Source organism: Gordonia crocea, assembly GCF_009932435.1.
GTDB classification, from domain to species: Bacteria; Actinomycetota; Actinomycetes; order Mycobacteriales; family Mycobacteriaceae; genus Gordonia; species Gordonia crocea.
The window spans coordinates 286,992-301,330 of the sequence record NZ_BJOU01000001.1; the positions used below are offsets into that span (position 1 = coordinate 286,992).

A 14,339-nucleotide genomic window follows, 5' to 3' on the forward strand; every position below is an offset into this window, starting at 1 on the left:
TGGGCCGAACGCCCGGAGACCCTTGTGGAAAGGTGACAGTTCGGTATCGACTGACGCCGAATCGCTACCTTTCGCGCTGCTCATAGGTAACGCGGGGCGAGCGATCGTTCGGCCGGGGTTACTGGAAGCGAACGGTGATGTCGGAGTGCCCGATGCGGATCCGGTCACCGTCGGCGAGCTCCCAGTCGTTCACCGGGACGTCGTTCACGGTGGTGCCGTTGGTGGAGTTGAGGTCGGTCAGCATCGCGGCACGGCCGTCCCACCGGATCTCGACGTGGCGGCGCGAGACGCCGGTGTCGGGGAGGCGGAACTGGGCGTCCTGCCCGCGGCCGATCACGTTCGAGCCCTCGCGCAGCGAGAAGGTGCGGTTGCTGCCGTCCTCGAGGAGCAGGGTGATCGCCGTGGGGGCGTAGTTCTGGGGCTGGCCGTACGCGGGCTGGTTGTAGCCCTGCTGGTAGCCGCCCTGCTGCTGGCCGTACCCGCCCTGGTCGTAGCCGGGCTGGCCGCCCTGCTGGTAACCACCCTGGTCGTAGTTGGGCTGTTGCCCGTAACCGCCACCCTGCTGGTAGCCGCCCTGGGCGTAGCCCTGCTGACCGGCCGGCTGGTTGTAGCCGCCCTGCTGGTTGTAGCCGCCCTGCTGGTCGTAGCTCGGCGGCTGGTTGTAGCCGCCCTGCTGGTTGTAGTCCTGCTGGTCGTAACCGCCCTGGGCGTAGCCGCCCTGCTGTTGGTAGTCCTGCTGGTCGTACCCGCCTTGCTGCTGGTAGCCGCCCTGGTCGTAACCCTGCTGCTGGTCGTATCCGCCCTGCTGGTCGTATCCCTGCGGGTCGTACCCGCCCTGGCTGTAGCCGGCCTGGTCGTTCCGGGGATTCTGGGTCATGTGCGGAGCTCCTAGCTGTGCGTTCTCGCGGTGGTTTGGTTGGTTTGCGGGTCCGGGGTCGGGGCGTCCCGGCGTGATCGGGGGCCGGGGCACGACGTCGGGGTCGACGGTGCCGGTGACGCGCAGTTGCCCGGTGTGAAGTTCTGGGGCCGGGTCGAATTCGACGACGACCGGCCCATAAGTCTGCCACCCACTATCGCGGATGAACTCGTCCAGGTGGCGGGAAAAGGTTTTCCTATTGAGCTCGTACTCGTCGGCGAGCTGGGCGAAGTCGTCCTGGGAAACCTCGACGGTGTAGCTGTTGGCGGTGAGGTAGGAGCCGGGGCTGACCGTCGTCACCGCGTCCTCGGCTTTGCGGGCCAAGGCTTGTTCCACCTCTTGGGGGGCGACGTTTCCCCCGAAGACCCGCGCGAACCCGCCGTCGACGGCACCCTCGAGCTTGCGCTCGATGCGTTGCATGATGCCCAAAGTCGAGACCTCCCGTCGTCATCCTGGCGTGTCGCGCGTGCGGAACAATTCGTTTCATGATAGCGGCTCGACACAAGCCGATGGGACACAGGATCGTCACATTAGTATCGGCAGCACCACTGGTTTCAGCCTCGCGGCTGTGGTGCGGGCCGGGCCTCGCTATTCGGAATTTCATCCCGCCGGAGGCTCGTGCTATCGTTCTCGGGTCCAAGCGGACGCACTGTTTCCAGTGCCACGGGCGAGTGGCGGAATGGCAGACGCGCTGGCTTCAGGTGCCAGTGTCCTTCGGGACGTGGGGGTTCAAGTCCCCCTTCGCCCACCAGGAAACCCCTACCGACTCAGGTAGGGGTTTTTTCGTATCCGTGGGTAGGGGTGGGAAAGCCGGTCTGCGGCCCGGGCGCATCGGCGACTCCCGCCGCCGTCCTTGATCGGCACCGTCGAGACTCGGATGGCGCCGAGCGCCCGGTCTCCGAGGAGGGCGCGCGCAACCGGAAATCGGCGACCGCGAGCCGGTAGGAGAGCCGCATGAGGTGGCCGGCACCGAGGCGGTCGGCCGCGCGGTAGACGCGCACCGTCCGGTCGAAGCGGTGTTGATCGCGCGCCGACCAGTCCCACCCCATCATCGTGCGGAATTCCGTCGGCAGGTTGCCTCGGGTCATGAAGCGAAGGCGGCTGCCGCCGAGGGCCGCGAGCGGGCGGGCCGCCGGACCCCACGCCTCGGTGATGACCTCGGCGCTGGCCAACGACTCGAAGTCGCGGCGGATGGGTTCGTCGATCGCCAGCAGGGGCAGGGTGTGGTGCCAGTAGTCCTCGAACTCGGCCCAACTGCGCGGCCATGCGGATTCGCGGACGTTCAGGGTGGTGGCAAGCGTCGACGCCGATCTCGTCAGCGCGTCGAGGTTGTCGGCCGGGAGTTCGCCGTAGAGCGCCGTGTACTGGTCGAGGTAGTAGCGGAAGAGACACGCGGCAACCCACTTCTGCAGGTCGGGGCTGTTGCCGCTGTACTTCACGGGACTGCCTGGGCCGGAGACGACGGCCCGGTGGACATCGCGGACCTCGCTGCGCATCCGTGCCCGGTCGGCATTGCTCCCGCACAGGGCGACGGCAAGGTACTGGCCCGTCGTCCGAGACCGCTTGACGGGGTGGCGCCGAGGGCTGCCGGAGACCACCCGCGATTCGTGCACGCCGTAGCCAACGGCGGGCAGGGACAACTGCATGATGATGTTCGCGACGCCGTTCGTCATGCCGAAAGCGGTGATCAGGCCGGGCAGCGTCGTCGGGTGTCGAGATGGCATGGGGCCTCCCAGGCGTGAATTGAAAACCATCGTTATCACAAAACGGTAGGCCGACCTCCGGGTCGGGTCAACGACCTGCCGAGATCCCGCTTTGGCGATTCGTCCGCCCGCAGCGGCGGCCGCGTGATGCCGGCTGCTGCGGTCGGGGGAGATGCCCGCGGCTGTTTGTGCGCGGCGGCGATAGATGCTGAGTATTGGACAAATGGTCAGCCCAACGGGCCGGGGGTAGGAAAGCGGGCAGTCGCGTCTCGGCGCAGGCCCGAACCACGAGTGCAGTCGACCATTAGTGTGGTAGGGCCAAATATCCGAAACGGGACTATCCGCCGCGTCGATAGGTCGGCGGCCACAGGCTGCCAGGTGAATGAGGAATGATCACTAGAAAACGGAAGCTAGGTGCCGATGACCGACTCAACTCCCTCCGGTGCCGTCGAGCGGCACCCGGTCCGACTGCAGCCCATGTCGGTGCCCAAGGCGTCCGACGTCCTCGCCAACGATTTGCGCGAACGGATCTTGCGGGGCGACTTCCCGTCGGGCACCGCGTTGCCCCCCGAGCGCGAGTTGGTCAACCAGACCAAGATGAGCCGCACCACGGTGCGCGAGGCGCTGCGGATCCTGGAGGTGCAGGGGCTCGTCGTCATCAAGACCGGCCGATCCGGCGGGGCTTTCGTCCAGCTACCCGGCGCCGAGTCGGTGTCGGCCTCGGTCAGCCTGCTCATCCGCGGCCAGCAGTTGCGCCTGACGGCGCTGTTGGAGATGTGCGAGGCGATCGAGCCGGCCTGCGCCGGGCTCGCCGCGAAGTACCGCGACGACGACGACCTCGCCGCCCTCGACGCCGCGAACGCGAAAGTCGCTGATGACCGGAGTTCGCTCCATGAGTTCTTGAAGGCCAACGTGGACTGGCACCTCGCCGTCGCCGCCGCCAGCCACAACGAACTGTTGACCGGCTTCATGTCGGCGCTGTCGGAGGCGACCTACAGCTCCACCGAGAGCGCGGCCTTCGTCGACGACGAGGTGCGCACGACCATCTATCGGGCGTACAAGAACATCACCGACGCCATCTGGGCAGGAGATTCTGCCGCCGCGACCCGTCGGATGACCAAGGGCGTCCACGGCTTCGCCAAGGCGGTCGCCCGGGTGGAGGAGCGGACTGAGATCGTCATCGGCGACTGAGCCCGCAAGCGCTGCCGGCTACTTCCCCAGGTGGATCAACGGGCTGGCGAGGATGGGGTCGGTGGTGGAGCGGGTCTGTTCGTTGATAGCCCCGTACGGCGGGCGTTCGGGGACTTCGTCCCACTCGATGACAAACTTCTCTGGATTGGCCAGGTCGACAATCACGGGCACGCGCTGTCTGCTTCGAGGGCAGCCCAACGCCATGTACCAGAGCGAATCCGGCGCCGAGTCGGGTTGCGGGCAGGCCTCGACCAGAAACGAACCCGTCACGGGCGTCGTCATGCGCTTGACCCGCCACTAGCGGACAAGGTGGTGCAATCTCATGGTGATGGGATCTGACCTTTTCCTCGGTGAGCACCATTGTCACACCCGTCCAACCGCCACATCCGTTTGACGTGGCTGCCGACAGGGGATCACAGGGGGAGTCGGAAATCGGTGAGACGATGGGCGCAACGGACTGGGGGAGTGGTTGCTGTGGACAGCCGGACGATGAGCCTGGCCTCGTTCGACGGCGGGGATCCCGACCTGTACCTCGCCGTGGTGTTCATCGAACAGCGCGAGCCGGGGCAGGGGTTCCCGCCGCTGTCGCCCGACGAGGTGGTCCTGGCCGAGTACCCGCTCCCGGCCGCCCGTCCCCCCTGGCTTCCGCCGCGTTAGACGGGCTTGCCCGGACGGGGGCATGATGGAGACATGCCGAATTTCGCCGTCGAATACACCTACGCCCCTGACGAGGCGGCCCTGCGCGACGAGCACCGGCCGGCCCACCGGCAGTGGCTCGGCGAGGGCTATGAGAGCGGTGTCATCCGGCTGGTCGGCCCGTACACCGACGGCAGCGGTGCGCTGTTGATCGTTTCTGCCGAATCCAGCGAGGCGGTCGGGCGGATCCTCGCCGAGGATCCGTTCGCCAGGGCCGGGGCCATCGCCGGGGCCCGGTTCACCGAGTGGCTCAACGTGTTCGGCCCCTTCGGCGAATAGTCGGCGCGGCTACTCGTCGCGATCGCGCCGCAGCGCCTGCTCCTCGTAGCCGGCACGGGCGTTCGACTGCTTGACGGCGGCGACCTGGTCGGGGACGGTGCGCCGCAGGACCGCGTCGCGGATGCGCTGGGGTAACAGTCCCGTCAGCGCGACGAGCGGTCCGATATATCCCGGAACCGTGACGGCGAACCGCGGCCGCCCGATCACGCCCACCACGGCATCGGCCACCTCGTCGGGGGAGAGCATCGAGGCGGCACCGGTGTCGGTGCCGGCGGCGAGCTGCGTGTCGACGACTCCGGGCAGGATCGCCGAGATCGTCACGCCGGTGCCGCGCAGTTCCTCTCGCACCGCCGTCAGGTAGCCGAGGACGCCGTGCTTGGTGGCGGCGTAGGTCGCTTCTCCGGGCGGGGCCAGTTTCGACGCCGCCGACGCGACGGTGACGATCTGCCCGCGTCCGCGCCGTCGCATCGCCGGCGCGGCCAGGCGCACCCCCCGGATCACGCCCAGGAGGTTGACCGCGACCATTGCCTCCGACGACGACGGCGGCTCCGCGTCGAAGGCGCCCACCCACATCACCCCGGCATTGTTGACCAGGACGTCGATCGGGCCCAGGTCGGTCTCAACGGCGGACAGAAATGCGGCGAAGGACTCTTCGTCGGTGACGTCGAGGGAATAGCCGCGGGCACGTCCGCCGAGTTCTGCCGCGGTCTGTACCGCCGCCTCGCGATCCCGGTCACCCAGGGCGACGACCCCGCCCTGCGCCGCCGCGCGAGCGGCGATTGCGGCGCCGATTCCGCGGCCACCGCCGGTGATGGCGATGACCGATCCGGCTACGCGTTGCTGCTTCACCACCCCAGCTTGGCAGACCGGACGGGCCCGACGTGGCCGACCCCACGCCACGCGGGAAGTCGCCGCTACGGACCGTCATGGCGCCGAGAACTTGACATACTCGACGAATGGTCGCCCCCGTCACCCTCGCCGCCCGCGTCGCCGTCGTGCTCACGCTGGCCGCCGGGGCCCTCAGCGCGTGTGGCATCGACGGCAATCCGTCGGGAACTTCGGTGGCCACGATCGGCGAGTCCGTGCCACCCTCGGAGGGGTTCACCGCCGTCACCGAGCCGCGGACCGGACACCTCGACGACGGGACGAGCTGGACGGTGATGCTGCCCCAGGTCCGTGGCGGCGATCCGCACGTCCGCACGGCCTTCAACAACGAGGCCGACGCGATCCTCACCCGGCTGACCGGACAACCGAGCGGGAACGGGCAAACCATCGGGGACGGGAGCATCGGGACGGCCGAGCGAAGTCGGACCATCGTCGGCGACCGCACCCTGTCCGGCGTGGTCATCGTGCTGGGAAATGCCAAGGGCGCCGCCTATCCGAGCCTCAGGGTGGCGACGGTGGTCCTCGACAATCAGACCGGCACGGTGATCGACGACCCGTTCACCGACCGCAGCGAGGCGACGAAGCTCCTGGCCAGCCGCGCCGCCGCCCACGACCCGACCGGTCGGCTACGCGACGGAGCGACCTACTCGAGCTTCACCGCCTGGGTACCCCTGCCGGAAGGATTCCACATGTATGTCGAAGTACCGCACGTGCTGGGCGACTACGTGCAGGTGACCCTGCCCTGGAACGAGGTCACCGGCCTGCTCAAGCCGGATGCCGCACAACTGTTGGTCGGCTGACTTGGACTATCGCGATCGCGTCGCCGCCGACCTCGACCGCTGGATCGCCGACGGCCTCGTCGCCCCGGGCAACCGGGAAGCGATCCTGGGGTCCCTGCCGTCGCGGCGCCGCCTCGACGCGGTGACCGCGCTGATCTGGGTGGCCGGCGTGCTGCTCGGGCTCGCCGTGATCGCCTTCATCGCGGCCAACTGGGACGGGATCCCACGGCTGGTCCGCTTCGGCCTGCTGATCGGCGGCTTCCTCGCCGCCGCCGTCGCCGCGGCCGTCGCGAGCCGGCGAGGACGGGTCGTCGTCTCCGACGTGCTGCTCACCGTCGCAGCGCTGGTCTTTGCCGCCGCCATCGGCCTGACGGGGCAGATCTTCGACCTCACCGGCGATCCGCCGGCCGTGCCCTACGGCGCCGGGGCCGCGGCGATCGCCCTCGGCCTGGTCGGGGCTTCGCGCGGGTCGTTGGCCGTCGGGGTTGCCGCGGTCCTGATCGGCGACTCCATGGTCGGGACCGGGTCCTGGCCGCTGCCGGTCTCGATCATCGTCGCTCCGCTGGCGCTGGTGGTGGCCCTGCGGTGGCGCTCGGCGGTCGTGGCCCACGTCGCCTCGATCGCCACCCTCGGCGCCCTGTTCTGGTTGACCCTGCGCCACGACATCGGCGGCTGGGCGCTGATCGGCCTGGCCGTGGCCGTCGCCGCGGCGGCCGCCGTGGTGGAGGTGGTCGGCCGCCGGGTCGGCGAATCCACGATTCCCGCGGCCCTGGCACGGATCCCGGTGTCCTGGTTCGTCTTCGGCGCACTGGCCTTCTTCGTCGCCGGCGGCTACACCGACGTCTTCGACGACAACACGGTGTTGGGCCTGTGCCACCGCGTCGCGTGGATCGCGATCTCGGCCGGGCTCATCGCCTACGGGCGGTTCGACCGCCAGCCGGTGCTCACCGCCCTCGGCGTGGTCAGCCTCATCGTCGCCTGCTGTGCCCTGCTGCACGACCTCGGCTTGAACCTCATCGTGATCTCGCTGGTCTTCCTCGGCTGCTCGCTGGTGGCGTTGGTGGCCGGGTTGGTGTTGCGCCGAGACCGAAGCGCTCCGACGAGCGGAGGTGTGCGATGACGGCGCCTGCCGCGGATCGGCGGTCGATCCGTCCACTGTTGATCGTCGGGGTGGCGGTCCTCTGCGTCGCCGTGCTGATCGGCGCGGTCGTCCGGGAGGGATACGCCCGGTCCCACGGCACCGAGGTGACGCTGTCGATGCGCGGCGTCGACCCCCGCGACGTGGTCCGCGGACACTACGTCCGCATCCACCTCGTCGAGGACCTGCCCGGCGGCCAGGTGTGTGCACACGGTGAGGGAAAGTGGATTTCGTTGCAGCCCAAGGGGTCTCGGTGGGTACCGGTGGGTCGGTATAGAAGTCGTGAACAAGCGCAGCGCGACGGTGGCGTGGCGGTGCGCGGCACCCTCGGGTGCACCGACACCACCGTCTCGATGGATATCGGGGTGGACCGCATCTACGTCAACCAGTCCGACGCGACGACCATCGAGCGCGCGGTGATCGCGGGGCACGACGCGGGCGCGATCGTGTCCATCGGGACCGACGGGCGGGCCAGGTTGGTCGGCGTCGACGTCGACGGCCGGCGCTACGACCTCGGCTGGTGATCATGGGCGAATCCGCCCCGGTGGCCCGGTGCGGACGAAGTATCCTGGCGCGATTGGCAATCCGAGCCTGCGGAGGGTGAGTGTGAGGAACCGACTGGGCCTGCTGGTGGCGGTGGCCGCGGCGAGTATGGGCATCGTCTACGGATACGACCAGTCCAACATCGGCGCCGCCATGGAGTTCGTCGGCCAGGAGTTCACGCTCGACGACAACGGCAAGCAGTGGCTCTACACCGTCGCGGTGATCGGATCGATTATCGGCGCCCTGGTGGCCGGGCCCCTGGCCAACCGGATCGGCCGCAAGGCGTCGATGATCAGCGTCGCCATCGGCTACGGGTTGTTCGCCGTGCTGTCGGGTATCGCCCCGTCCTTCGCCGCGCTCGCCGCGGTGCGGCTGTTGCTCGGCATCACCGTCGGCGTCTCGTTGGTGGTCGTCCCGGTGTTCGTGGCCGAGTCCGCCCCGGCGCGCAGCCGCGGCGCGATGCTCGTCGCGTATCAGATGACGACGATCATCGGCATCATCGTCGGGTACCTCGTCGGGTATTTCCTGGCCGGGGATGCCCAATGGCGGTGGATGCTGGGACTGGCATTGGTGCCGTCGCTGCTCGTGCTGCTCCTGCTGATCCGCCTGCCCGATACGCCGCGGTGGTACCTGTCGCGGGGCCGCGACGAGGAGGCGCGGGCGGCGCTGCGGGCCATCGACCCCGACGCCGACGTGGCCGAACAGCTCGACGAGATGCGCGCCGCGCTTGCCGCCGAGTCCGGCGGGCACCTGCGGGAGATGCTGCGCGCGCCGTGGGCGCGGGCGACGGCCTTCGTCCTCGGTCTGGGCTTCTTCATCCAGATCACCGGCATCAACGCCGTCGTCGTCTACAGCCCGCGACTGTTCGAGGAGATGGGCTACACCGATCACTTCGGCACACTGCTGCTGCCGGCGGTGGTGCAGGTGTACGGGCTGCTCGCGGTCATCATCGCGTTGCGCTACGTGGACCGGATCGGGCGCCGGCCGATCCTGTTGGGCGGCATCTTCGCGATGATCGTGGCCACGGTCATCCTCATCGTCGTCTACGGCCCGCTCGGCGGCGAGGGGACCACCGCCAACCTGTGGGGCTTCACCGGACTGGTCGTGTTCACCATGGGCTTCTCCTTCGGGTTCGGCGCCCTGGTGTGGGTGTACGCGGGGGAGAGCTTCCCGGCCCGGCTGCGGTCGTACGGGTCTTCGGCGATGCTGACCTCCGACCTGGTCGCCAACGCGATCGTCGCGCAGTTCACGCTCACGCTGATCAACAGCAGCCTCGGCGGGGCGGGCACCTTCGCGATCTTCGGCGGCTTTGCGGTGATGGCCTTCCTGTTCGTGCTGCGCCTGGCGCCGGAGACCAAGGGTCGCACCCTCGAAGACATCCAGCAGTACTGGACCGACGGCGGAACCTGGGCGCGGCGGTCGTGACCGGCGGGCGGCTCGTCGCGGCGCAGCGCCTCCTCGTCGAGGACGAGGTGCTCGCGCCGGGATGGCTGCGGATCGCGGACGCGACGGTGGTCGGGCTGGGGGCCGGAGAGCCGCCGGGGCCGGCCACGACGACGATCGACGGGACGGTGGTACCGGGCTTCGTCGACCTGCACTGCCACGGCGGCGGGGGACACGAGTTCACCGATCCCGACGTGGCGCATGTGCGCGCCGCGCTGGCCTTCCACGCCGCGCGCGGTAACGCCGCGACCATGCTCAGCCTGGTCACCGCCCCCGCCGACGAGTTGCTCGCGCAGGTCCGCCGGCTGGCGCCGCTGGTCCGCGCCGGCGAGGCGCCGGGGATTCATCTGGAGGGGCCCTGGTTGGCCCGATCCCGTTGCGGCGCACAGGATCCCCGCTACCTGCGCCCGCCGGACCCGGCGGAGATCGACGCGCTGCTCGAGGCCGGCGAGGGCACCGTCGCGATGGTGACGATCGCACCGGAGCTCGACGGCGCGCTGGACGCGATCGACCGGTTGACCGCCGCCGGGGTGGTGGTGGCGATCGGCCACACCGACGCCGATTACGCGCAGACCCGCGCGGCGATCGACCGGGGTGCCACGGTGGCGACGCACCTGTTCAACGGCATGCGACCGCTGCACCACCGCGATCCCGGCCCGGTGCTCGCCCTGCTCGACGACGAGCGGGTCGTCGTCGAGCTGATTGGCGACGGCGTGCACCTCGATCCCCGGCTGGTGTCCTCGATCGTGTCGGCCGTCGGCGCGGCGCGGGCGGCCCTGGTCTCCGATGCGATGGCGGCGGCGGGGATGCCCGACGGCTCGTACCGGCTCGGTTCGTTGGCGGTGACCGTCGGCGACGGGGTGGCGCGGCTGCGCGACGGCGGTGCGATCGCGGGTGGGACGGGCACGATGGCCGACCTCGTCGAGCGGTATCTGGTGGGGTCGCCGGCCGGTGATGCGGCGTTGCGCGACGTCGTCGCACTGTCCTCGGGCACACCCGCCGGGGTCCTGGGACGGGCCGATCTGGGACGGCTGACGGTGGGTTCCGCAGGCGCCTACGCGGTGCTCTGAGCAGTTTGCGAAACCAGTCCGGTTTTGCGCCGCCACGGTTATTTACCGACTCAGGTAGTCGGTAATTTCAAGGAATCTGCTCGCGCTAACAGCGCAGGTCAAAGGCGTGGTTGTCACCGCAACCGGCTTCCGCCTTGGCCCCAACCACTTGCCGACCCTCGGGGTCGGTATTAGTGTCATCGCCCAAGCCGATAGTGAGGCAGATCACTCTCGCGAAAAGGAGCAGCGATGGCACAACGGATTCTGGTGGTGGGCGGATCGTCGGGAATCGGCGAGGAGGTCGCCCAGACCCTGAGCGGGCGCGGGTACGAGGTCACCGTCGCCGACATCAAGCCGAACCCGGCCGGACTGCCCCACGTACCCGTCGACCTGGCCGACCCGGACAGCATCGACGCCGCCCTCGACAGCCTCGACGGGCAGTGGGACGGCGTCGCGCACGTGGCGGGCATCCCCGGGACGGCACCCGCGGAGAAGGTCATCGCGGTGAACTTCCTGGGCATGCGCCGGTTCACCACCGGCATCGCGCCGCGCATCGCCCGCGGCGGCGGGCTCGTCGTCGTGGCCTCGACCGCGGGGTCGGCCTGGAGCCTGCGGCTGGCGCAGAACGAGGGGTTGCTCGCCTCGGCCGGCTTCGCCGAGGGCCTCGAGTGGTCCGCGGCCAATCTGGACGACTACCCGCCGTATTCGGTCTCCAAAGAGGCGGCGATCGCCTTCGCCAAGCAATTCTCCGCCCACGCGTGGCGCGAATACGGCGTCCGGGTCAACACGGTCAGCCCGGGCCCGGTGCAGACGCCGATCCTCGCCGACTTCGAAGACTCGATGGGCAAGGACACCCTCGACACCGTCCGCTCGATCGTCGGCCGGCACGCGGTCCCCGCCGACATCGCGCCGGTGATCGCCTTCCTGCTCTCCGAGCAGGCCGGATGGGTGATCGGACAAGACCTCCAGGTCGACGGCGGATTCGTCGCCGGGCTCTCCGCCGGCACCGCCGCCACCTTCGCCGGCCAACACGCCTGAGACGGGAGAACAGCCATGACAGCCACACGAGTCCCGCCGGTCACCGGCACCTTCCCCGTCGTCGACCCGGCCACCGGTGAGCCCTTCGCCGACGCGCCCGACGCCGGCCTCGCCGAACTGGACGCCGCCGTCGTCGCCGCCGATGCCGCCTTCGCCGCGTGGAGCCGCGACGACGACGCCCGCCGCGAGGCCCTGCGCGGCGCGGGGGCCGCCCTGATGGCTGCGGCCGCCGACCTCGCGCCGACGTTGAGCCGCGAACAAGGCAACCCGCTGCACGAGGCGGCGCTGGAGATGCAGACCGGCGGCTATTGGTTGATGTACTTCGCCGACCTCGACGATCCGGTGGAAGTGGTCGCCGACGACGACTACTCCCGCATCGAAGTGGTGCGCCGCCCGCTGGGCCCGGTCGCCGCGATCACCCCGTGGAACTTCCCGATCACCCTTGCGCTGTGGAAGATCGCGCCCGCCCTGCGCGCGGGCAACCCGGTGATCGTGAAGCCGTCGCCCTATACGCCGCTGTCGACGCTGGCCGTCGTCGACCTGTTGGCGCCGCACTTCCCGGCCGGGGTGCTGCAGGCGATCACCGGCGTCGACCCGCTCGGTGCGCGACTCGTCGAGCACCCGCTGATCCGCAAGGTCAGCTTCACCGGGTCCACCGCCACCGGCAAGCGGGTCGCGGCCTCCGCTGCCACCGACCTCAAGCGGGTCACGCTCGAACTCGGCGGCAACGATGCGGCGATCGTGCTGCCCGATGCCCCTATCGCGAAGACCGCGCCGCTGGTCTTCCACTCCGCGATGGCCAACAACGGCCAGATCTGCATGGCGGTCAAACGCGCCTACGTCCCCGAGTCGATGTACGACGACTTCGTCGACGCGGTGGCAGCCACCGCCGCCGCCGTCGTCCTCGGACCCGGCGACCGCCCCGGCGTCACACACGGGCCGATCAACAACCGCATGCAGTTCGAGCGCGTCGGGGGACTCGTCGACGATGCGATCGCCCGCGGGGCACGAGTCGTCACCGGCGGCCGCCGCCACGGCGACCACGGCTACTTCTACGAGCCGACCGTGCTCGCCGGCCTCTCCGACGGGGTGCGGGTAGTCGACGAGGAGCAGTTCGGCCCGGTACTCCCGATCATCGCCTACCGCGACGTCGACGACGCGATCGCCCGCGCCAACGCCTCGCACTACGGCCTCGGGTCCTCGCTCTGGACCGAGGACGTCGACGCCGCGCGCACCCTCGCCCCGCGCCTCGACGCCGGGACCACGTGGATCAACACCCACCTCCTGGTCACCCCGGCCCAGCCGTTCGGCGGCGCCAAGTCCAGCGGCATCGGCGTCGAAGGCGGCCATTGGGGCCTGCACAGCTTCTCCGAACCACACACCATCCACACCGCCAAATAGGAGTCCCGACCGTGACCACAGCCCAGTCACCGACACCCGAACGCATCGCCGCCGACCGCGCCCACTGCGACATCGACATCTCCACCGAGCGGTTCTGGCGCCAGCCCTTCGCCGCCCGCGAGGAGGCCTTCGCCGCTTTGCGCGCCCGACCGGGGATCACCTGGCACGCCCCGCTCGACGTCCCGTTCCCCCACGAGGAGAAGGGGTTCTGGGCGGTCACCCGCCATGCCGACATAGCCCACGTCAGCACCCACCACGACCTGTTCTGCTCCGGGCAGGGGATCGGCCTGGGGCCCATCCCGGTGGAGTTCGAGCAGATGATGAGCTTCTTCCTCGCGATGGACCCGCCCGAGCACACCACCTATCGGCGGATCATCGGCGCGGCCTTCACCCCCAAGCAGGTGCGCAAGGTCGACGAGGTCATCGCGGCCAACGCCCGCGACATCGTCGACGCGGTGGTCGGGGCCGGCGAATTCGACTTCGTCGAGCGCGTGGCCGCACTGCTGCCGATGCACACCGTCTCGGACATGGTCGGGGTGCCGCGCAGCGAGCGCGACGCGGTGACCGAGGCCGCCGGCAGCATCATCGGCGCCGACCTGGACACCTCGGAGGAGGCGATCACCCGGATGTTCGAGAACATCCAATACCTCCACTCGATGGGTGCCGACCTCGCCGAGCACCGTCGCAAACACCCCGCCGACGATCTGATGACCAGCATCGTGCAAGCGGAGGTCGACGGTCAGCGGCTGACGAACGAGCAGATCGGCGCGTTCATGATCCTGTTGTCCACCGCCGGCAACGACACCACCAAACAGACGAGCGCCCACGTGATCAAGGCGCTGGCCGACCATCCCGACCAAAAGGCTTGGCTGACCGAGGATTTCGACGGCCGGATCAAGCAGTCGATCGAGGAGTTCGTCCGCTACGCGACGCCGGTGATGGACTTCGCCCGGCACGCGACCCGCGACACCGTGATCGGTGATCAGCCCATCGCACAGGGCGAGAAGGTGGCGATCTTCTATTGCTCGGGCAACCGGGACGAGACGGTGTTCGCCGAGCCCGACCGGTTCGACCTGACCCGCTGGCCCAATCCCCACCAGGGATTCGGCGGGGGCGGCATCCACTACTGCCTCGGCCACTTCGTCGCAAAGATCCAGTTGCGCTGCCTGTTCTCGGAGCTGCTGACGAAGCTGCCCGACCTCGAGGTCGGCGAGCCGGTCTACCTGTCGAGCAACTTCGTCAACGGCATCACATCCCTTCCGGTCCGGGCCTGACCCG

Annotated in this window: 15 protein-coding genes and 1 tRNA gene; 12 read left to right on the forward strand and 4 right to left on the reverse strand. The window is 69.4% G+C overall.

Features of this window, described 5'->3' with window-relative positions; all coding sequences use genetic code 11:
• Positions 1 to 118: 118 nt before the first annotated feature.
• Positions 119 to 1,345 carry an FHA domain-containing protein gene (locus tag nbrcactino_RS01320; RefSeq protein WP_161925727.1) on the reverse strand — a complete coding sequence of 409 codons (1,227 nt, stop codon included), beginning with the start codon at positions 1,343 to 1,345 and terminating at the stop codon, positions 119 to 121.
• 236 nt (positions 1,346 to 1,581) lie between these two features.
• Here nbrcactino_RS01320 and nbrcactino_RS01325 point away from each other — a divergent pair.
• Positions 1,582 to 1,667, forward strand: a tRNA-Leu gene (locus nbrcactino_RS01325).
• A gap of 16 nt (positions 1,668 to 1,683) precedes the next feature.
• Here nbrcactino_RS01325 and nbrcactino_RS01330 read toward each other — a convergent pair.
• Positions 1,684 to 2,640: an oxygenase MpaB family protein gene (locus nbrcactino_RS01330; protein ID WP_228460609.1), complete on the reverse strand. Its 957-nt coding sequence runs from the start codon at positions 2,638 to 2,640 to the stop codon at positions 1,684 to 1,686.
• A gap of 399 nt (positions 2,641 to 3,039) precedes the next feature.
• On the opposite strand from nbrcactino_RS01330, the gene nbrcactino_RS01335 reads away from it, so the two are divergent.
• Positions 3,040 to 3,810 (forward strand): FadR/GntR family transcriptional regulator, encoded by a 771-nt coding sequence (locus nbrcactino_RS01335; protein WP_161925729.1) that lies wholly within the window; start codon positions 3,040 to 3,042, stop codon positions 3,808 to 3,810.
• 18 nt (positions 3,811 to 3,828) lie between these two features.
• Here nbrcactino_RS01335 and nbrcactino_RS01340 read toward each other — a convergent pair whose 3' ends face one another.
• Entirely contained in the window at positions 3,829 to 4,092 is a 264-nt protein-coding gene (locus nbrcactino_RS01340; RefSeq protein ID WP_161925730.1) for a hypothetical protein, read from the reverse strand.
• A gap of 192 nt (positions 4,093 to 4,284) precedes the next feature.
• Here nbrcactino_RS01340 and nbrcactino_RS01345 point away from each other — a divergent pair, with 192 nt between their 5' ends.
• Complete coding sequence (locus nbrcactino_RS01345) at positions 4,285 to 4,467, forward strand: hypothetical protein (protein ID WP_161925731.1); 183 nt, start codon at positions 4,285 to 4,287, stop codon at positions 4,465 to 4,467.
• 33 nt (positions 4,468 to 4,500) lie between these two features.
• Positions 4,501 to 4,785 carry a YciI family protein gene (locus nbrcactino_RS01350; protein WP_161925732.1) on the forward strand — a complete coding sequence of 95 codons (285 nt, stop codon included), beginning with the start codon at positions 4,501 to 4,503 and terminating at the stop codon, positions 4,783 to 4,785.
• A 9-nt stretch (positions 4,786 to 4,794) separates the two neighbouring features.
• On the opposite strand, the gene nbrcactino_RS01355 is transcribed toward nbrcactino_RS01350, so the two are convergent.
• The gene (locus nbrcactino_RS01355; protein WP_371864452.1) at positions 4,795 to 5,637 is read right to left on the reverse strand and encodes an SDR family oxidoreductase; all 843 of its coding nucleotides are present in this window, start codon (positions 5,635 to 5,637) and stop codon (positions 4,795 to 4,797) included.
• A 104-nt stretch (positions 5,638 to 5,741) separates the two neighbouring features.
• On the opposite strand from nbrcactino_RS01355, the gene nbrcactino_RS01360 reads away from it, so the two are divergent.
• The 8 genes from nbrcactino_RS01360 to nbrcactino_RS01395 all read left to right on the forward strand — a co-directional run bounded on the left by nbrcactino_RS01360 (position 5,742) and on the right by nbrcactino_RS01395 (position 14,335).
• Positions 5,742 to 6,470: a hypothetical protein gene (locus nbrcactino_RS01360; RefSeq protein ID WP_161925734.1), complete on the forward strand. Its 729-nt coding sequence runs from the start codon at positions 5,742 to 5,744 to the stop codon at positions 6,468 to 6,470.
• 1 nt (position 6,471) lies between these two features.
• A complete protein-coding gene (locus nbrcactino_RS01365) occupies positions 6,472 to 7,569 on the forward strand; it encodes a DUF2157 domain-containing protein (RefSeq protein ID WP_161925735.1) in 1,098 nt (365 codons plus the stop codon).
• Entirely contained in the window at positions 7,566 to 8,111 is a 546-nt protein-coding gene (locus tag nbrcactino_RS01370) for a GDYXXLXY domain-containing protein (protein WP_161925736.1), read from the forward strand. The genes nbrcactino_RS01365 and nbrcactino_RS01370 overlap by 4 nt, the downstream gene beginning before the upstream one ends.
• Positions 8,112 to 8,187: 76 nt before the next feature.
• Positions 8,188 to 9,555 (forward strand): sugar porter family MFS transporter, encoded by a 1,368-nt coding sequence (locus nbrcactino_RS01375; protein WP_228460610.1) that lies wholly within the window; start codon positions 8,188 to 8,190, stop codon positions 9,553 to 9,555.
• Positions 9,552 to 10,643 carry an N-acetylglucosamine-6-phosphate deacetylase gene (locus nbrcactino_RS01380; RefSeq protein WP_161925737.1) on the forward strand — a complete coding sequence of 364 codons (1,092 nt, stop codon included), beginning with the start codon at positions 9,552 to 9,554 and terminating at the stop codon, positions 10,641 to 10,643. The genes nbrcactino_RS01375 and nbrcactino_RS01380 overlap by 4 nt, the downstream gene beginning before the upstream one ends.
• Positions 10,644 to 10,871: 228 nt before the next feature.
• Positions 10,872 to 11,660, forward strand: coding sequence for a coniferyl-alcohol dehydrogenase (locus nbrcactino_RS01385; RefSeq protein WP_161925738.1), 789 nt, complete (start codon positions 10,872 to 10,874; stop codon positions 11,658 to 11,660).
• Between the two features lie 15 nt (positions 11,661 to 11,675).
• Positions 11,676 to 13,061: an aldehyde dehydrogenase family protein gene (locus nbrcactino_RS01390; RefSeq protein WP_161925739.1), complete on the forward strand. Its 1,386-nt coding sequence runs from the start codon at positions 11,676 to 11,678 to the stop codon at positions 13,059 to 13,061.
• A gap of 11 nt (positions 13,062 to 13,072) precedes the next feature.
• On the forward strand, positions 13,073 to 14,335 hold the full coding sequence (locus nbrcactino_RS01395) for a cytochrome P450 (RefSeq protein WP_371864453.1): 1,263 nt from the start codon (positions 13,073 to 13,075) through the stop codon (positions 14,333 to 14,335).
• Positions 14,336 to 14,339 lie beyond the last annotated feature (4 nt).